The sequence below is a fragment of the Lacrimispora algidixylanolytica genome (assembly GCF_003609635.1).
GTDB lineage: Bacteria > Bacillota > Clostridia > Lachnospirales > Lachnospiraceae > Lacrimispora > Lacrimispora algidixylanolytica.
Genome location: NZ_MCIA01000008.1, coordinates 123,832 through 144,549, shown reverse-complemented (window position 1 = coordinate 144,549; position 20,718 = coordinate 123,832). Strand labels below are relative to the sequence as shown.

At 41.5% G+C, this 20,718-nt stretch carries 14 protein-coding genes; 11 read left to right on the top strand and 3 right to left on the bottom strand.

The genetic code is table 11. The features are described 5' to 3' along the window. Window positions 1–46: 46 nt before the first annotated feature. Together BET01_RS07160 and BET01_RS07155 are read right to left on the bottom strand one after the other, a co-directional pair. On the bottom strand, window positions 47–982 hold the full coding sequence (locus BET01_RS07160) for a glycoside hydrolase family 43 protein (protein WP_120196127.1): 936 nt from the start codon (window positions 980–982) through the stop codon (window positions 47–49). 141 nt (window positions 983–1,123) lie between these two features. Then, complete coding sequence (locus tag BET01_RS07155; RefSeq protein ID WP_120196126.1) at window positions 1,124–2,551, bottom strand: cell wall-binding protein; 1,428 nt, start codon at window positions 2,549–2,551, stop codon at window positions 1,124–1,126. A 387-nt stretch (window positions 2,552–2,938) separates the two neighbouring features. On the opposite strand from BET01_RS07155, the gene BET01_RS07150 reads away from it, so the two are divergent. Beyond that, a complete protein-coding gene (locus BET01_RS07150; RefSeq protein WP_120196125.1) occupies window positions 2,939–3,409 on the top strand; it encodes a DUF6323 family protein in 471 nt (156 codons plus the stop codon). Then, complete coding sequence (locus tag BET01_RS07145; RefSeq protein WP_120196124.1) at window positions 3,399–4,250, top strand: DUF6179 domain-containing protein; 852 nt, start codon at window positions 3,399–3,401, stop codon at window positions 4,248–4,250. Before BET01_RS07150 ends, BET01_RS07145 begins: the two co-directional genes overlap by 11 nt. A gap of 327 nt (window positions 4,251–4,577) precedes the next feature. On the opposite strand, the gene BET01_RS07140 is transcribed toward BET01_RS07145, so the two are convergent. Further along, the gene (locus BET01_RS07140) at window positions 4,578–8,822 is read right to left on the bottom strand and encodes a 2-hydroxyacyl-CoA dehydratase (protein WP_120196123.1); all 4,245 of its coding nucleotides are present in this window, start codon (window positions 8,820–8,822) and stop codon (window positions 4,578–4,580) included. Between the two features lie 254 nt (window positions 8,823–9,076). On the opposite strand from BET01_RS07140, the gene BET01_RS07135 reads away from it, so the two are divergent. The 9 genes from BET01_RS07135 (at window position 9,077) to BET01_RS07095 (ending at window position 20,213) form a co-directional block, all read left to right on the top strand. Next, window positions 9,077–10,018: a magnesium transporter CorA family protein gene (locus BET01_RS07135; protein ID WP_120196122.1), complete on the top strand. Its 942-nt coding sequence runs from the start codon at window positions 9,077–9,079 to the stop codon at window positions 10,016–10,018. Window positions 10,019–10,040: 22 nt separating this feature from the next. Beyond that, the gene (locus BET01_RS07130) at window positions 10,041–10,889 is read left to right on the top strand and encodes a rhomboid family protein (RefSeq protein WP_120196121.1); all 849 of its coding nucleotides are present in this window, start codon (window positions 10,041–10,043) and stop codon (window positions 10,887–10,889) included. Between the two features lie 15 nt (window positions 10,890–10,904). Beyond that, on the top strand, window positions 10,905–12,341 hold the full coding sequence (gene pyk, locus BET01_RS07125) for a pyruvate kinase (protein WP_120196120.1): 1,437 nt from the start codon (window positions 10,905–10,907) through the stop codon (window positions 12,339–12,341). Window positions 12,342–12,480: 139 nt separating this feature from the next. Next, the gene (locus BET01_RS07120; RefSeq protein WP_120196119.1) at window positions 12,481–13,758 is read left to right on the top strand and encodes a diaminopimelate decarboxylase; all 1,278 of its coding nucleotides are present in this window, start codon (window positions 12,481–12,483) and stop codon (window positions 13,756–13,758) included. 347 nt (window positions 13,759–14,105) lie between these two features. Next, window positions 14,106–14,951 carry a S8 family peptidase gene (locus tag BET01_RS07115; protein ID WP_408610153.1) on the top strand — a complete coding sequence of 282 codons (846 nt, stop codon included), beginning with the start codon at window positions 14,106–14,108 and terminating at the stop codon, window positions 14,949–14,951. A gap of 304 nt (window positions 14,952–15,255) precedes the next feature. After that, window positions 15,256–16,353 carry a recombinase RecA gene (recA, locus tag BET01_RS07110; protein ID WP_120196117.1) on the top strand — a complete coding sequence of 366 codons (1,098 nt, stop codon included), beginning with the start codon at window positions 15,256–15,258 and terminating at the stop codon, window positions 16,351–16,353. A gap of 54 nt (window positions 16,354–16,407) precedes the next feature. After that, window positions 16,408–17,016, top strand: a complete 609-nt coding sequence (locus BET01_RS07105) for a regulatory protein RecX (RefSeq protein ID WP_120196116.1) — start codon at window positions 16,408–16,410, stop codon at window positions 17,014–17,016. A 125-nt stretch (window positions 17,017–17,141) separates the two neighbouring features. Further along, complete coding sequence (rny, locus tag BET01_RS07100; protein WP_120196115.1) at window positions 17,142–18,701, top strand: ribonuclease Y; 1,560 nt, start codon at window positions 17,142–17,144, stop codon at window positions 18,699–18,701. A 72-nt stretch (window positions 18,702–18,773) separates the two neighbouring features. Then, a complete protein-coding gene (locus BET01_RS07095; RefSeq protein WP_120196114.1) occupies window positions 18,774–20,213 on the top strand; it encodes a D-alanyl-D-alanine carboxypeptidase family protein in 1,440 nt (479 codons plus the stop codon). The last annotated feature ends 505 nt before the right edge of the window (window positions 20,214–20,718 follow it).

The following is a 20,718-nucleotide window of genomic DNA, read 5'->3' as shown; positions in this document are numbered from 1 at the left end:
TATTATTGTAGACCGAAAGACGAAATTTATTATGCCAAATTTTTCTTTATAAATAAGCTTTTTTTAAGCGCTCATATTCCTGATTTGTAAGTGTGAGCACGGTTCCGTGCTTAAAACCGTAGGGAAAGAAAAAAGATTCATCACTTCTAATAAAACGTCCAGTATGTATATCATCAGAAACAAATGGAATGTATCCCTGTTTTTCCTTAACGGTTCCATAAAAATCCAAAAGCAGGCACCAGCGTCCGTCTTCCATACGAAATGCAGTAGGGGCTTCGTACTGGCCCTGTTCCAGCTTTTTCATCTCCTCGGAAAACGCTTTAATGGGAGTAAAGGGACCTGTCACAGAATCTGATTGCAGCAACATAATAGTTTCCGGGTTTGCTTCGCTTTTAACAAAAAGATAATAACGGCCATTTTCCTGATACATGGCAGAATCGATGATTCCGATTTCATCCCTCTCGAAAAGAACAAAAGGTGGGGTAAAATGCTCAAAGTCTCTAGTTCTTGTGCCATATATTTTCTTAGGTCCGTAATGATTGGAAGAATGGGAGGAGGACCAATGAATGATATATTCTCCAGTTTTCTCATCCCTTATGATATCAGGTGCCCAAACGCAACCAAAGGATTCATCAACAAATGAAATTGCCTGAGGTTTAGACCAGTGGATTAGATCGGCTGACTGCCAGAGTATGAGTGATTTACTTCCGTTTTTGCCGACCTCGTCCCAACTTCCTTTATACTTTGTTTTGAAATTTCTGGCAAGACTTAAATCCGTGGCCAGAATGCAGTAAGTCCCATCTTCTTTTCGTAAGATGGTAAAGTCCCTGACACCTTGCTCACCAATGGCGCTAGTGAGAATTGGCGCTCCTCCATTTGTCTCTTCCCAGTGAAAGCCGTCTTGGCTTAACCCAAAGTAAACCTGTTCTCCGTCTGGGGTTTCTTTTTCCTTAAAATGAACAAACAAATATGCCTGATACATAAGGGGATCCATCCTTTTCCTTTTATTTCTATCTTATCACTTGTAAAATGGCCATGCAAGTGGTTGGATTTAGAAAGGAACAGATAATTAACGCAAAAAAAACAGCAGCCCCGGAGAGTGCCGAGGGCTGCTGTTAGTGAATTACTTTAATTTGTCGTAACCGGATTCTTTGATCGTTCCGTCACTGTTGGTCTTGTAGTACTTGCCATCGCCATCCTGAACGTTTGACTTATTCTTAGCAAGCTTTCCGCTTGTACCAACTAAGTACTCTTTGCTGTTGAATTCAATGACTTTGTACTTATCATCTTTATCAGCCTTTAACATACGGCCCTGGATGTAGATACTGTCATCGTTGATGCCGTTGTAGCCAGCACCCTTGTTGCTTCCGGATTTACGGAAGTTGTAAGTGTACTTCTCGCCATCGATATCAATGGTAGTCTTACCAGTAGTCATAGCACCTTCTTTTGGAGAGGTACCGAAGTAGTAAACTTCGCCTTCATCGCCTACTGCTGGGAAATCTGCTTCTGTTTCGATCTCATCATAAGAAGTGATCTTTTTGCTAGAATCAAAGGTAAGCTTGTAAAGTCCGTCAAGCATTTCTCCCTTTTCATTGAATGCATATCTTAAGCCATTGATGGTCTTGATCTGGCTAGCTACTAAATCACCACTAGTGTTTGAGTAGAACCAGTACTCATCGCCATTATCATGTGCTTCTGCGTCAATCGTTTCACTAGGAACTGTTTTGAACCAGCCCTTAGCAAGCCATGACTGCTCTGGAAGGTTGTAATACTGATTTGCATTGGTTGCAGTTGCAGAAGTTGCCTTCTCATACCACTCAGATTCTGCAGCACCGAATTCATTGAAACGGTATTTACGTCCGTTGATGGTCTTAGAAGTATCTTTCATCTTCTTACCATTTGCTCCGAAGTAGAACCAGTATTTTCCGTCAAAGTTCTCTTTTGAGTTGTCATTATCATCAACATCGATAGATTTCCATGCATTGCTTGTCTTTGCGCCGTCGTTATTAGCTCCTAAGAAATAGGTTCCTTCTTTCCAAGCGTCATCGCCGGTAACACGTGCTGCATCTTCGTTTACCCAGCCAAAAAGCATTCTGCCGTCATTATCGAATGCGTAGTCACGAACTTCGCCATTAGCGATCTTTACAGACTTAAAGTTTGTCTTACCGGAATTGGTTGCTTTATAAGCTTTACCGTTGCTTCCAAAGTAATACCAGTATGAGCTCTGTCCATCTTCGTCATCATCATCATCATCGGAAGGAAGTTCACGCCACTCGTTGGTTACCATTGCACCATTAGAGTTTACATAGTAGTAGTTGCCATCAGACTCTACGAGCTGATTGTCAACCATCTGGCCGTCATCATCAAGGTAGAACCAGCTATCTCCTGATTTCTTCCAGCTATCAGATGCACGGTCTCCATCATTGTTGTAAAAAACCCAAGAATTGTTTTCCTCGACCCAACCCTGTGCTGCGAAAGATGTCATTGAGGCACCTATGGTAAAAAGCGCAGCCGCGCAGGGTACAATCCATTTCAGTTTCTGTTTTTTCATATTCAATCTCCTTTCAAACTCCTATTGTTCTCCAGCGTCGTTCGCTGATAGTGTGACTTTAAACCATGGAGTAGGTCCAAGGTCAAGCCAAGTAAAAAAGGCGTAAGAATGCGTAAGAAATGCGCAAAAAATTAATAATTTTGTAACATTTCCGTATTATGGTAATGGAGAAAATTAAGAGTTATGAAGAAATGCCCATTTTATCGTAAAATCTAGGGTCATAGAGGCTTTCTTGAGAGAAAGAGATTGGAAAATAAAAGAAAAAAAGACAGGTAATTCTGCCTTTCTTAGTATTTATATTACCACAAAATTAACTTTTTTTCAAGACTTGTAATTTACCCGGAGTAGGCGTAAACTTTGAATTTATAAGTAGGAGAGGAGATTTTTATGGGTGAGGAGCAATGGTTTCAGGTAAGTAATAGTAGTAGTCAAGTAGCTGTTTTGAAGGCAGCTAATGAGTATACGGCTAAATTCGGGCTGGTTTTAAGTGATGAGGAGACATCTTTGTTATTAAATGAAAGAAGAGATGTCCTAAAAAAAGAGCAGAGAGTTGAATTTGGAGAGGGGATTCTACCTAAATTAATAATTGCTTTTTGTGATTCCCCTTATATTCACCAAGACAATTACGTAGAGACTCTGGGAAGACTGCAGGAAATATTTTATTTCTATAAAAATGAATCCCTAGATGAATATACAGATGATGAGTTGGTGGATGCCATGAAGGAGTTATTTGACGGGCCATGCCAGGGGTCTTTGGATTATCTGGAGGATACAGGTCTTCAAAGGCTTGCAAAAAGAGCTAGGTATGGCCTATGTATGGATGAGGATGAGGAAGAGGAGGAGGAAGATGAATTTTAAAACGGAGGATTTATTGCCCCTGGTGGGGGAACTAGCAGCAAAATATACCTCCAAGGAAAGCACCTCCATTACCTATGAAAAGGCCAGACAGCTTATGGAAGCAGTCTTATATTGTATTCGTGAGTATGAGGATCAGGATCTGGAGGGAGGGGGACTAATAACCAGAGGGGATCTCACAGATGCAAAAAATGCATACAATATGGGATATGAGATGGTGGTTCAAAAGACAAAGGACACCAAAATACAGTACAATGAAATGATGGAAGAATTTCATTCCTATGGAAACCGTTGTTATTATGAAACCTTTGTAAAAGGAATACCAGGATTTTTTCTTTACTATGACTTTCGTTTTCAGCCCCAGAACCATATCCTCACCCTGGATTATCCAGTTCTTTTTCCAATGGGAAACTTGTGCGGAATCAATGCCATACAGATTTATGTAGATTGCGTATATTTAGAACAACTGTTTTTACGGAAGCTTCCAGAGGAATATATCAGGCATGTGCTAACTGCTTATTCTGGGGACTGTGATGAGCTTATCATCAATGTGGCGGCAATAACAGTAAGAAATATATTAGGGGGCTGGATTGCAGGAAAAGAAATCAATACCAGAGGATATACTAAGAAAGAGCAGGAACGAGTAAAAGAGTATGTGTATAGGAATAGCAGAGAGGTTATAGAAGTGGCATTAAAAGAAGGAATTTTTAAGCTTATGGATGTTCTATTTGCTGGGAATGAAGAGTTGGGAAATTATCTTATGTCTGATATGCATGATTTTAGCTTTGAGCTTAAGAATGCAGTGGAGAACGGCTGTTTAGAATCTGTTCTGGCTATTACATGAAAGACGGGGAGAGATGAACCTCTCTGCATTTGTGCTATTTTATTAGAAGTTAAATTCTTCTTCCCAGGAAAAGTCTCCGAAGGGTCCATGCTATTTTGCTAATGATAACACCAATCAGGTGCTCTGGGATGTTCAACACGGTCAAAACTTGGGTATATGACTTCTCTCTTACAAGGAAACATTATTAATAGAAGAAATCACAAAAAACTTGTTCTTTCCTCCAGTCACCAAAAACAAATAATTCAGGAAAGAAACAATATTAAAAACGGTAGATAAAACATGGGATATTCCCAGTTCTACCTACCGTTTTCTATTGTTACATATAATTTACTGCCCTTTTGAAAGATTTTTCTGAGCGGTAGCAAGCATTAGCTTAATACGGTTTAACTGGTTTACTTCACTAGCACCAGGGTCATAGTCAACGGCTATGATATTAGAATCTGGATACTCTTTACGAAGCTCCTTGATGACACCTTTTCCCACAATGTGGTTTGGAAGGCAGCCAAATGGCTGGGTACATACAATGTTGTTGGTTCCAGTGTGAATCAGTTCTAGCATCTCGCCGGTAAGGAACCAGCCTTCCCCTGTCTGGTTGCCAATGGAAACAAATTCCTTGGCCATATCTGCAAGGTTACCGATATGAGAAGGAGCTGTGAAATGGCTGCTCTTTTCCAGTTCTTTTTTCGCAGTTCTGCGGAAGAACTCCAACAGGGAGATTCCCATATTAGATAAGATTGCCGTTGTCTTTTTGCCGCCCAGTTTCTCGGCCTTAAAGTTATTGTTATAGAAGCAGTATAAAAGGAAATCCATTAAATCAGGCATAACTGCCTCGGCACCTTCTGCCTCCAAAAGATCTACAATGTTGTTGTTTGCAAGAGGAGAAAACTTGACTAGAATCTCTCCTACGACGCCGACCTTAGGTTTTGTGATTGCATCACGTTCCAGAGAATCAAAGTCTCTGATGATTCCCCTAATGTTACGGGAGAATGTTATCATGTCTGCAGATTTCTTAGACAGAGCCTGGATACAACGCTGTTTCCACCGATCATGAAGGGCATTGGCAGAGCCGGGCACCTTCTCATAAGGTCTGGTTGCATATACCACTCTCATAAATACGTCGCCGTAAACAACTGCCTGCATGGCTTTTGTCAGCATAGGCAGTGAAATCTGAAAGCCTGGATTCGTTTCCATGTTATTGGCATTAACCGAGATAACAGGGATCTGACCCATATCAGAACGTTCTAAGGCTCTTCTTATAAAACCAATATAGTTGGAAGCACGACATCCGCCTCCGGTCTGGCTCATGAAAATTGCAGTCCGGTTTAGATCGTATCTTCCAGATAGAAGTGCATCCATAATTTGGCCAACTACAATAAGAGAAGGATAGCAGGCATCGTTGTTTACATATTTCAGCCCAGTATCAACTGCGGTTCGGTTATGGTTTTGAAGTACTTCGATCTTGTAACCAAAGGCACGGATAGCAGGCTCAATCAGGTCAAAGTGGATCGGTGACATCTGAGGGCAGAGTATGGTGTAATCCTGCTTCATCTCTTTGGTAAAGGTCACTCGGTTATAGGCACTTGATACCACATTTTGTTCATAATGCCCCTTATCACGTACTTTTAAGGCTGCGATTAAGGATCGGATACGGATTCTAGCAGCACCTAAGTTGTTCACTTCATCGATCTTTAAAGTCGTATAAATCTTTCCAGATCCGGTAAGGATATCATTAACCTGGTCTGCCGTTACGGCATCTAAGCCGCATCCAAAGGAGGTAAGCTGAATTAAATCCAGATTCCGCTCTCTTTTTACTAGACTGGCAGCCTGATAGAGTCTGGTGTGGTACATCCATTGATCTGTTACAATCATGGGGCGTTCAATTTCTGCCAGATGGGAAACAGAATCTTCCGTTAAAACTGCAAAACCATAGGAGGTAATGAGTTCTGGTATTCCATGATTGATCTCTGGATCCACGTGGTAGGGACGACCTGCCAAAACGATTCCGTGGCGGTCATTTTCCTTCAACCACAAAATGGTTTCTTCTCCCATTCGTTCCATATCTGCACGAGAAGCCATGAGTTCATCCCAAGCGGCATGTGCAGCGTCCTTGATTTCGGATACTGGGATATTAAACTCGTTTTTCATTACTTCAACCAGACGTGATGTTAATATCTCTTCGTTGGTAAAAGCCATAAATGGATTTAAAAATCTTATATTTTCCGTATGAATTGCTTCTACGTTATTCTTTATATTTTCCGCATAGGAAGTGACAATCGGACAGTTAAAATGGTTTCCTGCATCGGGAGATTCGTTTCTCTCATATGGGATACAGGGGTAGAAAATAGTTTTAATTCCTTCTCGAATCAACCATTCTACATGACCGTGTGCAAGCTTTGCCGGATAACATTCGGACTCACTTGGTATGGATTCAATCCCCATCTCATAAATACTTTTGGTGGATTGAGGGGAGATTACGGTGCGGAATTTTAATTCCCGGAAGAAAACTGCCCAGTAGGGGTAATTCTCATACAGGTTTAAAACTCGGGGGATGCCGATGGTTCCGCGCTCCGCCTGGTCCTCAGTCAGAGGATCATAATCAAACATACGCTGGTTCTTGTATTCAAAAAGGTTTGGAACATCAGTATTTGTTTTTTCTTTTCCAAGTCCTCGTTCGCATCGGTTACCAGAGATAAACTTACGTGCTCCGTCAAAACGGTTTACCGTAAGAACACAGTTGTTGGTGCACTTTCTGCATCTGGCCATGGAAGTCTCATAATGAAGATTCAGGATATCGTCAAGGCTTAACATCGTAGTTTTCCCGGATTCCTCATAACGCTCTCTTGCAATCAGAGCCGCACCAAAGGCACCCATGATTCCTGCTATATCAGGACGTACAGGCTGGCAGCCAGAAATCTTTTCAAAGCTGCGGAGAACGGCATTGTTATAAAAGGTACCGCCCTGAACCACCACATGCTGCCCTAAGTCAGACGGAGAGGTGATTTTAATTACTTTAAATAATGCATTCTTAATAACGGAATAGGCAAGGCCGGCAGAAATGTCGGAAACCTCAGCCCCTTCCTTCTGGGCCTGCTTTACATTGGAGTTCATAAATACGGTACATCTGGTTCCAAGATCCGTAGGATTCTTTGCAAATAGAGCTTCCGTAGCAAAATCTTGTACCTTGTAATTTAAGGAACTGGCGAAGGTCTCAATAAAGGAACCGCACCCGGCGGAACAAGCTTCGTTTAACTGAACGCTGTCTACGGTGTTATTCTTGATACGGATACACTTCATATCCTGACCGCCGATGTCCAAAATACAGTCCACCTCTGGCTCAAAAAAGGCTGCCGCATAATAGTGGGCAATGGTTTCAACTTCCCCTTCGTCAAGAAGGAAAGCTGCTTTAAGCAGAGCTTCACCATATCCAGTGGAACAGGACCATACGATCTCGCTGTTACTGGTAAGTTGCTCTTTAATCTCTTTGATTGCCTTAACGGCGGTAGCAAGCGGACTTCCGTTGTTGCTGCTGTAAAAGCTGTATAAAAGGGTACCGTCTTCGCCTACCACTGCCACTTTGGTGGTAGTAGATCCAGCGTCAATTCCTAAAAAGCACTTTCCGTGATAAGAGGAGAGTTCCCCTTTTTTAACGGAGTTGTTGCTGTGCCTAGCCATGAAGGAATCATAATCTTCCTGGCTGTCAAATAGAGGTGCCATACGCTTAACTTCGAATTCCATGCGAATTCCATTAGACAGTCTTTGAATCATTTCCTCTAGAGAAACTGAGGAATCAGAACTTTCATTGGCATTCATGGCCGCACCGATGGCTGCAAAAAGATGAGAATGTTCCGGTGCAATGATTTCATCATCGGATAAATTCAAGGTGCGAATAAATGCTTTCTTTAGTTCTGGTAGGAAATGCAAAGGGCCTCCAAGGAATGCAACGTGACCTCTAATTGGCTTTCCGCAAGCCAGCCCACTGATGGTCTGGTTTACAACAGCCTGGAAAATAGAAGCCGCAAGATCTTCCCTGGTAGCCCCTTCATTAATAAGTGGTTGAATATCCGTCTTTGCAAATACGCCACACCGGGCTGCAATGGGATAAATAGCTTTATAATTGGCTGCGTATTCATTCAGTCCAGAAGCATCAGTCTGTAAAAGAGATGCCATCTGGTCGATAAAGGACCCGGTTCCACCTGCGCAGATACCGTTCATACGCTGGTCAATGCCACCGGTAAAGTAAATAATTTTTGCATCTTCTCCACCAAGTTCGATTGCCACGTCTGTATGTGGGGCATAATCCTGAAGAGAGGTAGCGACTGCTACGACCTCCTGAACAAAGGTGACCTTTAAATGTTTCGATAAAGTCAAACCGCCGGAACCTGTAATGCCCGGTCGTAAGTCCATTGGACCAAGTTTATCAAAGGCCTTCTTAAGCAAACCAGACAGTGCTTCCTGAATGTTTGCAAGATGACGTTCATAATCAGAGAATATAAGTTCATTCTTCTCGTTTAATATCGCTATTTTTACAGTTGTGGAACCGATATCAATTCCTAATGTGTTGTATGTAATCATATGTGCGGGGGTATCCCCTGCCTCCTTTTGTGTAAAAGTAAGTTGCTGGCTCACCGAACATCAGTTTAACATAAAATAAGAAATAATACAATTGTCATAACATGCTAAATTAATGTTAAAACTAGCAAAATTTGTTTAAGATCACAAAAAACGGTTTCATTTCGTTTGACAAAAATCAATCGGGATTCTATAATGTATAAGTCAAAGTCTGCCATAGGATTCATAATATTTTTTCAATGGAAGGGGGAAACGCTATGATACAGATATATAAGACTGAGGACGGATTGATTCAACAAAAGGATGTACTTTCTCCAGGATCCTGGATAGCGCTTACTAACCCCACCGCGACCGAGATTTTGGAAATCGCTAATACCTACAAGATCGACCCGGACGATTTAAGAGCCCCACTTGATGAGGAAGAGCGTTCCCGAATTCAGACAGAGGATCATTATACCTTGATTCTTGTGGATGTACCTGCCATTGAGGAACGAAACGACAAAGACTGGTATGTGACGATACCTATGGGTATCATCACTACGGATGATGCGATTATTACGGTGTGTCTGGAAGATACTACGGTTCTAAATGCGTTTATGGATGGCCGGGTCAGGGATTTCCATACGTATATGAAAACACGTTTTATTTTGCAGATTCTTTATAAGAACGCATCGCTTTATCTGCAATATTTAAGAATCATCGATAAAAAGAGCGGAGTGATAGAAGAAAAGCTTCACAAGTCCACCAAGAACCGGGAGCTGATTGAGCTTTTGGAACTGGAAAAGAGTCTTGTGTACTTTACAACATCACTAAGATCTAATGAGATGGTGCTTGAGAAACTCATGCGCAATGAAAAAATCAAAAAGTATCCGGAAGACACGGAGCTTTTGGAGGATGTCATTGTCGAGAACAAGCAGGCCATCGAGATGGCTAATATCTACAGCGGCATTTTAAGTGGCACCATGGATGCATTTGCCTCTGTAATTTCCAATAACTTAAATATTGTAATGAAGTTTCTGGCTACCATTACTATTGTTATGTCCATACCCACCATGGTGGCAAGCTTTTATGGAATGAATGTAAATGCAAATGGAATGCCATTTGCAAGCAATCCCCACGGATTTATCATAGTATTAGGATTTACCTTGGTTTTGACACTGATTGTAGCGTGGATTTTTTCAAAAAAAGATCTCTTTTAGTTTTCAAGTAAAGGAAGAAGGCATGAAATTTTTCTACAATATGGAACGCAAATTTAAAAAATTTGCTATTTCCAATCTTATGTACTATATTATTGGGATGTATGGTGTTGGGCTTCTTATGGAGCTTATGGCACCGGGTTTTTACTGGCAGTATCTCTCTCTTGATGCATCAAAGATTTTAAGCGGGCAGGTATGGAGAGTCGTTACATTTATGATATACCCCCCTGGAAGTACTAATATTTTCTTTAGTCTGATCAGTATGTATCTCTATTATATGCTTGGTCAGAACTTGGAAAGAATCTGGGGCGCATTTCGTTTTAACGTTTATTTCTTTATGGGAGTCATCGGACATGTGGCAGCAGCCCTTGTTGTATATATTTTTATGGGAAAGACGGTTTACCTGACAACAGAATTTTTAAACTATTCCCTGTTTTTTGCTTTTGCTGCAACATTTCCGGATCTGGAATTCCTTTTGTTTTTTGTGATTCCGATGAAAGCCAAATGGCTTGCTATCTTTAACGGGTTATATTTCCTTTATGGATTTATCACCGGTAACATGGCTACCAGAGTCACAATATTTATGTCTTTATTTAACTTTATCCTCTTTTTCATTTTAACCCGGAATACAAGCCGGTTTAATCCGAAGGAGATCAAAAGAAAACATAATTTTCAAAAACAGATGAAAATTATGCCTCAGGGGGGGACACACCACAAGTGTGCCGTTTGCGAACGGACCGAAAAAGATTCTCCTAACCTGGAATTCCGTTATTGTTCAAAATGTGAGGGCAGTTTTGAATACTGTTCCGAGCATTTGTATACACACAAACACGTTACGTCGGATCACCCCACGATCGACAATACGACCCACTAGTTACGGAGGATAATAATGAAGAGAACTAAGATTATTTGCACAATGGGACCTAATACGAATGACCGCGAATTGATGAAAGCACTGGCTTTACATGGAATGGATGTTGCCAGATTTAACTTTTCTCATGGTGACTATGAAGAGCAGAAGGCACGCCTTGATATGCTAAAGGGAGTTCGTGAAGAATTGGATCTGCCAATCGCAGCACTTCTTGATACAAAAGGACCGGAGATCCGCACCGGTGTTTTAGAAGATGGCAAGAAGGTTACATTAAAGGAAGGTGATACCTATACTTTAACAACTGCAGATATTGTCGGTGATGCTACCAGAGGTCATATTACTTACGATGGCCTTGCAAAAGACGTTACTACTGGAAACCGCATACTTATAGATGATGGTCTGATTGAAATGGAAGTTCTGGAAGTTAAGGGCAAAGAAATCATTTGCAACATCATAAATGGTGGAGAGCTGGGAGAAAGAAAGGGTGTTAACGTACCTAACGTTAAAATCAAACTTCCAGCACTGACAGAGAAAGATAAGCAGGATATCCAGTTTGGTATTGAACAGGGATTTGATTTTATTGCGGCTTCTTTTGTACGTACGGCTGGTGCAATCAAAGAGATTAAAGAAATCCTTGCATCTAACGGCTCTAATATGGCTGTTATTGCTAAGATTGAGAATGCAGAAGGAATTGAGAACCTGGATGAGATCATTGAAGCAAGTGATGGCATCATGGTTGCCCGTGGAGATATGGGTGTTGAGATTCCTGCTCAGGAAGTACCATTTGTTCAGAAGAAAATCATTGATAAGTGTAATGTAGCTTGTAAGCCGGTTATTACTGCTACCCAGATGTTAGATTCTATGATCCGCAATCCTCGTCCAACTAGGGCTGAGGTGACTGACGTAGCAAACGCAGTTTATGATGGAACCGATGCAGTTATGCTATCCGGTGAAACTGCAATGGGCAAATATCCAATTGAGGCTCTTACCATGATGGCTTCTATCGTAGAAGAGACAGAGAAACATCTCGATTACAATGCATTCCGTCAGCGTAGAGTATCTGCTGCCAATGAACACAACGTATCCAATGCTGTTTGTTATTCTTCTGTAGCAACTGCTAGTGATTTAGAGGCAAAGGCTATCGTAGCACCAAGTATCAGCGGTTTTACCGCAAAACTGTTATCCAAATGGAGACCAGAATGCCAGATCATCGGTTTGTCCCCAAGCTCTTCTGCACTTCGTCAGATGCAGCTTTACTGGGGTGTTTTGCCACTTCACGCAAAGCGTGCGGAATCCACTGACGTTTTAATTTACTCTTCCATGGAACTTTTAAAGGAAAAAGGAATTGTAGAGGTGAACGACACTGTGGTAGTTACTGCAGGAGTTGTAAATCCAATTAGAAAGCATGAAGCAGCGGCTCATACCAATATCATGCGTGTAGTAAATGTAAACTAATTAATAATTTTTTTTGAATAAATATACAAAAAAAAGTGTGGACAAAAGAGTCTATCCCCGGTACAATGTAGCTTACTAGCAGGCATGCCGGAGACGGGCTCTTTCTGCATAGTTTAACTTAAGAGAGGAGAGGAAAGCTTTGGAAAAAACACCATTTGTTACCAAGGAAGTATTATTAGAAATTGTGAAAGAATATCCAACACCCTTTCATATTTATGATGAAAAGGGAATCAGGGAGAATGCAGAAAAATTGAAACAGGCATTTTCCTGGAATAAAGGTTACCGGGAGTATTTTGCAGTCAAGGCTACGCCGAATCCCTTTATCCTTAACATTTTAAAGGATTATGGTTGCGGAGCTGACTGTTCATCCATGACAGAACTTATGATGTCTGATGCCATTGGTTATTCCGGCTCTGATATCATGTTTTCATCCAATGACACTCCTGCAGAGGAATTTCAATTAGCAGATCAGTTGGGTGGAATTATAAATCTTGATGATATTACCCACATTGAATTTCTGGAAAAAGCCACTGGCCATATTCCTGAGACCATAAGCTGTCGCTATAATCCAGGTGGAATATTTAAAATCAGCAATGATATTATGGATAATCCAGGAGATTCCAAATATGGAATGACCACAGAGCAGCTTTTTGAAGCATTTAAGATATTAAAGAGCAAGGGCGCTAAGAAATTTGGTATCCATGCATTTCTTGCCAGCAATACAGTGACCAATGAATACTATCCTCTGCTCGCAAAGGTATTGTTTGAACTTGCAGTGAAGTTAAAAGAGGAGACGGGTGCTGAAATTACCTTTATCAATCTGTCTGGCGGAATCGGAATTCCATATCGTCCAGGACAGGAGTCCAATGATATCATGGCCATTGGAGAAGGTGTAAGAAAAGTCTATGAAGAGATTTTAGTACCAAATGATATGGGAGATGTAGCGATCTATACCGAGCTTGGACGTTTTATGTTAGGGCCTTACGGCGGATTGGTGACAGAAGCCATTCATGAAAAACACACCCACAAAGAATATATTGGAGTGGATGCCTGTGCAGTCAACCTGATGCGTCCTGCCATGTATGGAGCTTATCATCACATTACGGTTATGGGAAAAGAACAGGAAGCATGCAGTCATAAGTACGATGTGGTTGGATCTCTTTGTGAGAACAACGACAAATTTGCAATCGACCGTATGATGCCGGAAATATCCAAAGGAGATCTGCTGTTCATCCATGATACGGGTGCTCACGGGTATGCCATGGGTTATAATTACAACGGAAAGTTAAGATCTGCAGAGTTGCTTTTAAAAGAGAATGGGGAAGTTGAATTAATCCGCAGAGCTGAGACTCCAAAAGATTACTTTGCTACCTTTGATTTCTGTGATATTTTAAAAAATACAAAGTACGATATATAATTTCACCTTTTTAATTCAATATTTGAACAGAAAAAACCCTGTGCCGTAAGACACAGGGTTTTTTCTTAGGATTTTCGGATTTCAAAAAGGGTAAAAGGATATTTCTATACATTGTGCATTTCTTATGTCATTAGTATAACACACCCCCTCGGTAAAAGTTTGTATATTGTTTGAATAGATTATGAAGATTTTCTTAATATCATTTTCATAAGATGAGGCAGAAAAGAAAATTTTACCCCCGAAATGAAACCATGCAAGTCACTGCGGAATATCCTAATAAAAAAGGAATCAGGTAGTGGACTGTGAATCATGTAAGAGATGCAATACACTGTGACATGGCTTACCGCATGGGTCTAACTGGGCGGGGAGTAGGAGTTGCAGTGCTTGATACGGGAATTTATCTTCATGAGGACTTCGAACATAGAGTAGTGGATTTCGTGGATATTGTTCACCGCAGACGGGATGCTTATGACGACAATGGTCATGGAACGCATATAGCTGGAATTATTGGAGGGAGCGGCAGTGCTTCCGATGGAAAATATATGGGAATCGCACCAGAGTGTCACATCATTATGCTTAAGGTTTTGGATAAAAAGGGGAACGGTTATGCTTCTGATGTGCTGGCAGGGTTAAAATGGGTCCGCGATAACCGAGAACGATATGGAATTCGTATCGTAAATATTTCCGTAGGTTCCTTTTCGAGAAAAGGTATGACGGAAAATTCAGTTCTTGTACGTGGAGTCAATGCGGCCTGGGATGACGGGCTGGTGGTTTGTGTGGCAGCAGGAAATATGGGGCCGGGAACTAATACGATTACAACTCCCGGAATTAGCCGTAAGGTCATTACAGTCGGTTGTTCTGACGACTATAAAGAAGTAAATGTAATGGGAAATCGCATGATTGATTATTCAGGTAGAGGGCCTACGGGCGCCTGCATCTGCAAGCCGGAAATTATCGCTCCCGGCGCTGGAATTATGAGCTGCTCCAATGAAGAGGGACAGTACCAAAGTAAGAGCGGTACGTCCATGTCGACGCCGTTAGTTTCAGGTGCGATCGCGCTGCTCTTGCAAAAATATCCTTATATGAACAATCGGGATGTGAAATTGATGCTTCGTGAAAGAGCCGTGGATTTAGGACTCCCAATTAACCAGCAGGGCTGGGGACTTCTTGATGTAGAGCGTCTTTTGCTTTAAATTTTTCCCATTAGGTTTTTGCAATCCGGGTCTGTTTCGGCATGCAGACCCGGATGATATAAATCTTGCAGTCAGGACATGCCTGTGATATAGTATACCTTACATTCAAAAGGTATCTTGCCTTTTATGAAACGTTTCTCTGGCAGTTCGCCAGGATTTCCATTATATGTAAAAATCATAGCCGGACAGGTAGGGAGTGTGATGCTTATTGAACGTAATTGCATAAATTTCTGGTTGACATTTGTAGTGAATTATACTATTATTATGAATAGAAGAAGAACATTTGTTCGTGTTGGAGGATAAGATGAATAAAGATGATAAAATGAAAGCGCTAGATGCCGCACTTACACAGATAGAGAAAGCCTATGGAAAAGGTTCTATTATGAAGCTTGGTGACAGCGGAACCAATATGAATGTAGAGACCATTCCTACAGGTTCCCTTAGTCTTGATATTGCTTTAGGGTTAGGCGGAATTCCAAGAGGTAGAGTGATAGAGATTTTTGGACCAGAATCAAGTGGTAAGACTACAGTCGCACTTCACATGATTGCAGAAGTTCAAAAGCGTGGTGGAATCGCAGGATTTATTGATGCGGAACACGCCCTTGACCCTGTTTATGCGAAGAAAATTGGAGTCGATATCGACAACCTATACATATCTCAGCCAGACAACGGAGAACAAGCGTTGGAGATTACAGAGACCATGGTTCGTTCCGGAGCGGTAGACATCGTGGTTGTGGATTCCGTTGCAGCGCTGGTCCCAAAAGCAGAGATCGAGGGAGAAATGGGAGATTCCCACATTGGCCTTCAGGCGAGACTGATGTCTCAGGCTCTTAGAAAGTTGACTGCAGTCATCAGCAAATCCAATTGTATTGTTCTTTTCATCAATCAGCTTCGTGAGAAGGTTGGAGTCATGTTTGGTAGTCCTGAGACCACCACAGGCGGACGTGCCCTTAAGTTTTATGCTTCTGTTCGTTTGGATATCCGTAAGATTGAGACTCTGAAACAGGGTGGCGATGTAGTTGGTAACCGAGCTAGAATTAAAGTAGTTAAGAATAAGATCGCACCTCCATTTAAGGAAGCAGAGTTTGATATCATGTTTGGAAGAGGTATTTCCAGAGAAGGTGATATTTTGGATCTCGCCGTGAAAGAGAACATCGTAGAAAAGAGCGGAGCCTGGTTTGCTTATAACAACGCAAAGATTGGTCAGGGCCGTGAGAATTCAAAGATCTATCTTCAGGACAATCCGGAGATCTGCCTGGAAATTGAAAATAAGGTACGTGCTAATTACGGTCTGATCACAGAAGGCGGAGCGGCAGCGGCCCCTGGAGCAGATGTAGTAAGCGCAAAGGAAAGCAAACGGATTAAAGCGGAAGATAGTAAAAATGCTTCCTCAAAGGAATAGAGCTTTATACGCCTGATAGGCGGTAATAGAATAACAGAGAGAATAAGGGGCATTATGATTGTAATGGAGATTGTGCCCGTCGATAAGCGCAGGAGTAAAGTCATTCTAGATGAAGACTTTACTCTTGTTCTTTATAGAGGGGAAATAAAAAGATTTGGTATCGAAGAAGGAGAGGAACTTTCGGAGGATACGTATCAGGAGATTCTTAAGGATGTTTTGCTAAAGAGAGCCAGAGAGCGGGTTCTATATCTTTTAAAAGCTTCGGATAAGACGGAGCAGGAATTGGTGAGAAAGCTAAAGGAGGGGGGATACCCTCAGGAAGCCATCGATTATGCTATTTTATTTGTGAAGGAGCATCGCTTTATAAACGATGAAAATTACGGAAAAAGGTATGTAGAATACAATTCCACAAGAAAAAGTGAAAGACAGATCCAGTACGAGCTCCAGAAAAAAGGCTTAGATAAAGAGATGATACGGGATATTTTATTGGAACAACCTGTGGACGAAGAAGCACAGATACAGGCATATATCAGAAAGAAGCGAATTGTGCCGGAAGAATTGGACCAAAAAGGGCGTGCAAAAGTCATATCATCCCTGGCCAGAAAAGGATTTTCCTATGAAGCGGTAACCCGTGCTTTGGGATGTATTTATTCCGATAATTGACAATAAGGAAAATGTGTATAAGTATACCGGAAACGAGGGTTAAATACTTGACATAATGTATAAAACAGTTTAAAATTGAAGTGTTGTATTGTTGTACAATGAAAATCTAATAAGGAGGTGCTCCTGTGTCAGTATCAGTATTCACAACTGTATTGGTTGTAATTTTGGCATCAATAGTAGTAGCTTTTATTGCCTGGTCTGCTGCGATCTCATATCGAAAAAATACCTATGAAAGCAAGATGGGTTCAGCAGAAGAAAAATCTCGGGAAATAATAGATGAAGCATTAAAGACCGCTGAGACAAAGAAGCGTGAAGCTCTCCTTGAGGCAAAAGAAGAGTCATTAAAGACTAAGAATGAACTGGAAAAAGAAACCAGGGAACGAAGAGCTGAGCTTCAACGTTATGAAAGACGAGTATTAAGCAAGGAAGAAAACTTGGACAAGAAGTCTGAGACTATGGAAAAACGAGAAGCAGGTCTTGCTGCTCGAGAGGACGGGTTAAATAAAAGAAATGCCGAAGTTGAATCACTGTATGAAAAAGGCATTCAGGAACTGGAAAAAATTTCCGGACTTACCTCCGAACAGGCAAAAGAGTATCTTTTAAAATCTGTTGAAGATGATGTAAAACATGACACTGCGAAATTAATTAAGGAACTTGATAACAAAGCAAAAGAAGAAGCCGATAAAAAGGCAAAGGAATACGTGGTTACAGCCATTCAAAGATGTGCTGCGGATCATGTAGCAGAAACGACAGTTTCTGTTGTACAGCTTCCTAACGATGAGATGAAAGGCAGGATCATTGGTAGAGAAGGCCGTAACATTCGTACGTTAGAGACCCTTACAGGCGTAGAACTCATTATTGATGATACCCCTGAGGCAGTTGTATTGTCCGGATTTGATCCGGTTCGTAGAGAAGTGGCAAGAATTGCATTGGAACGCCTCATTGTGGATGGAAGAATTCACCCAGCCAGAATTGAGGAGATGGTAGAAAAGGCACAGAAAGAAGTAGAAACCAATATGCGTGAAGAAGGAGAGACCGCCGCTCTTGAAGTGGGAATTCATGGTCTTCATCCGGAACTCATCAGACTGCTTGGCAAGCTGAAATACAGGACAAGCTATGGACAAAATGCATTAAAGCATTCCATGGAAGTTGCCCAGTTATCCGGTTTATTAGCCGGAGAGATCGGTTTGGATATTCGTATGGCCAAGCGTGCTGGTTTATTACATGACATCGGTAAAGCCGTTGACCATGAGATGGAAGGATCCCATATTCAGTTAGGCGTAGAGCTTTGTAGAAAGTATAAAGAACCTGCGATCGTACTGAACACGGTGGAATCTCATCATGGTGACGTTGAACCACAGAGCCTTATTGCCTGTATTTGCCAGGCAGCAGACACAATTTCTGCGGCAAGACCTGGAGCCAGAAGAGAGACTCTGGAGACATATACAAACAGATTAAAACAGTTAGAAGATATTACCAATTCCTTTAAGGGAGTGGACAAGTCCTTCGCCATTCAGGCAGGACGTGAAGTTCGGATTATGGTAGTTCCCGATCAGATCAACGATGACGATATGGTATTATTGGCTCGTGATATTTCTAAGAAGATTGAAGAATCCTTGGAATATCCGGGACAGATTAAAGTCAATGTGATCAGAGAGTCCAGAGTAACAGATTACGCAAAATAAAAATGGTGCCCTAAAACCGTATAATATTCTATGTGCGGTTTTAGGGCATTTTTAATGTCGGAGGGCAAATGCTTGAAACAAAGATTGAAAACATTGCTGTGCTGTCTTTTGATCAGCCAGTTATTTCTTATAACGGTATACGCAAAACCGGACTGGCCCTCAGATACTGACATCCAGGCAGAATCCGGTATTGTGATTGATGCAGATTCGGGAGCAGTGATATTTGGGAAAAATATGCATGGACAATATCCACCTGCTAGTATTACGAAGATATTGACCGCACTAATCGTGCTGGAGCGGGCCAAACCTGATGATATGGTTACCTTTTCCAAAGATTCTGTATTAAACGTGGAAGCGGGAAGCGGGAACAAGTTAAATGTAACGGATGGAGATAAACTTTCTGTGGAGGATTGCCTTTATTCTCTTATCCTTCACTCATGCAATCAGGCAGCCAATGCCCTCGCGGAGCATGTGGCAGGAAGCAGAGAAGATTTTGTGAAGCTGATGAATCAAAAGCTGGAGGAGCTTGGATGCACAGAGAGCCATTTTGAGAATCCTTCTGGACTGAATGGAGATACTCAGTATGTATCTGCCTATGATATGGCACTGATCGCCAAAGCTGCATACAACAATAAGAAGCTTGTGGAGATCGGTTCTGCTTTAAGCCATAAGATTCCTCCTACCGTCAATAACCCAGAAGGACTTACCATATATAATGAACACCGTCTGCTGAAAACAAGTGAATCCTCAAGTGAGTTTTATTTTCCAGCGGCGGTAGCAGGGAAAACCGGTTACTTAATTAAGGCAGGCAATACACTGGTAACTTATGCAGAACAGGATGGAAGAAGGCTTATTTCTGTTATCTTAAAGGGAAGCCCAAGGCAGTATTTTGTGGACGGAAAAAATCTGTTGCAGTTTGGGTACGACCGTTTTGAGAATTTCAAAATAGATGGAAATGAGACCTCCTATATTCAAGGGGAAGAGCCGGTTGTAGTTGGAGAGAAGAATTTTCAGCCATCAGAGTTGGAACTAGAGCAAGGTCAGATCATCACCCTTCCAAAAGATGCTAAGTTTTCTGATGCAAGCAAGACTCTCGTAACGGAGCTACCGAAAGGCAGTCCAAAGGGAGCCGTAGCGCTGATTCGATATACTTATAATGATAGAAACGTGGGTCAGGCTTACTTAATAGCCCAAAACGGCACTCCGGAATCCGACCAGGCAGCTGGTGAAGGTACGAAAGAGGCAGTTACTACCGAAGGAAGCAAGGAACTACCCGCTTCTGGTGTCAAGATGTCAGGCGGTAAGGGCGTGGGGATTTTAGTAGCCGTGATTGCTGCCATTTTGTTAGTAGCTGGAGCTGGTATTGGATTTGTTGTATTTAAAAGAAAAAAGGAATTTAGGGAAAGCGAGATTCGCAGAGAAGAGCGGAGACGTCGTTTGAGAGAAGATGGCGATGGAGAAGCCTTTGAACGTATGTTAAAGGATCGCCGTAATACAAAAGGTAAAAAGTAAACAATAAGATAACGAACAATGAAAAAGACCAGCTGGGGTAGCTGGTCTTTTTTCGGAGAAGGTATTTCGTTTCTTATGGGGTGTAGCAAAAACTATATAATGTATTGGGGGGGGTTACAAATATAATATAACCGAAATGTGAGAAAAAGTGTCAACAAAAATTCATAAATAATAAAAAATAAATTGTGTAATATGTCTATGACTTTGTGAATTTGCCTAGTAAACCCGAACTATATGATCTGTATTTGCTGTATTTGTGATTATTTAATGGATTATACCCGAAAGATTCTGGCATATGTTATATTGATAAAAAATTAACTAATTAAACTTCCCTAAAGTAGCGTTCTGCTGTTTTATTCTCCCTTAGTGATTTTAACCTTTCCCGTGGTAAGACATGCAGGATGCACATGACGCTTAAGAGGAAGATGTCACTAAAGTGACAGCGCGTCAGCGCCAGAGTCTGACAAGTCAGACTCTCTCTTGTAATATAGATAATAAAGGAATC

What these genes read in the sequence shown, in the direction of transcription:
- BET01_RS07160 (WP_120196127.1), bottom strand. Translation starts at nt 982, where the DNA reads ATGTATCAGGCATATTTGTTTGTTCATTTTAAGGAAAAAGAAACCCCA.
- BET01_RS07155 (WP_120196126.1), bottom strand. Translation starts at nt 2,551, where the DNA reads ATGAAAAAACAGAAACTGAAATGGATTGTACCCTGCGCGGCTGCGCTT.
- BET01_RS07150 (WP_120196125.1), top strand. Translation starts at nt 2,939, where the DNA reads ATGGGTGAGGAGCAATGGTTTCAGGTAAGTAATAGTAGTAGTCAAGTA.
- BET01_RS07145 (WP_120196124.1), top strand. Translation starts at nt 3,399, where the DNA reads ATGAATTTTAAAACGGAGGATTTATTGCCCCTGGTGGGGGAACTAGCA.
- BET01_RS07140 (WP_120196123.1), bottom strand. Translation starts at nt 8,822, where the DNA reads ATGATTACATACAACACATTAGGAATTGATATCGGTTCCACAACTGTA.
- BET01_RS07135 (WP_120196122.1), top strand. Translation starts at nt 9,077, where the DNA reads ATGATACAGATATATAAGACTGAGGACGGATTGATTCAACAAAAGGAT.
- BET01_RS07130 (WP_120196121.1), top strand. Translation starts at nt 10,041, where the DNA reads ATGAAATTTTTCTACAATATGGAACGCAAATTTAAAAAATTTGCTATT.
- pyk (WP_120196120.1), top strand. Translation starts at nt 10,905, where the DNA reads ATGAAGAGAACTAAGATTATTTGCACAATGGGACCTAATACGAATGAC.
- BET01_RS07115 (WP_408610153.1), top strand. Translation starts at nt 14,106, where the DNA reads ATGGGTCTAACTGGGCGGGGAGTAGGAGTTGCAGTGCTTGATACGGGA.
- recA (WP_120196117.1), top strand. Translation starts at nt 15,256, where the DNA reads ATGAATAAAGATGATAAAATGAAAGCGCTAGATGCCGCACTTACACAG.
- BET01_RS07105 (WP_120196116.1), top strand. Translation starts at nt 16,408, where the DNA reads ATGATTGTAATGGAGATTGTGCCCGTCGATAAGCGCAGGAGTAAAGTC.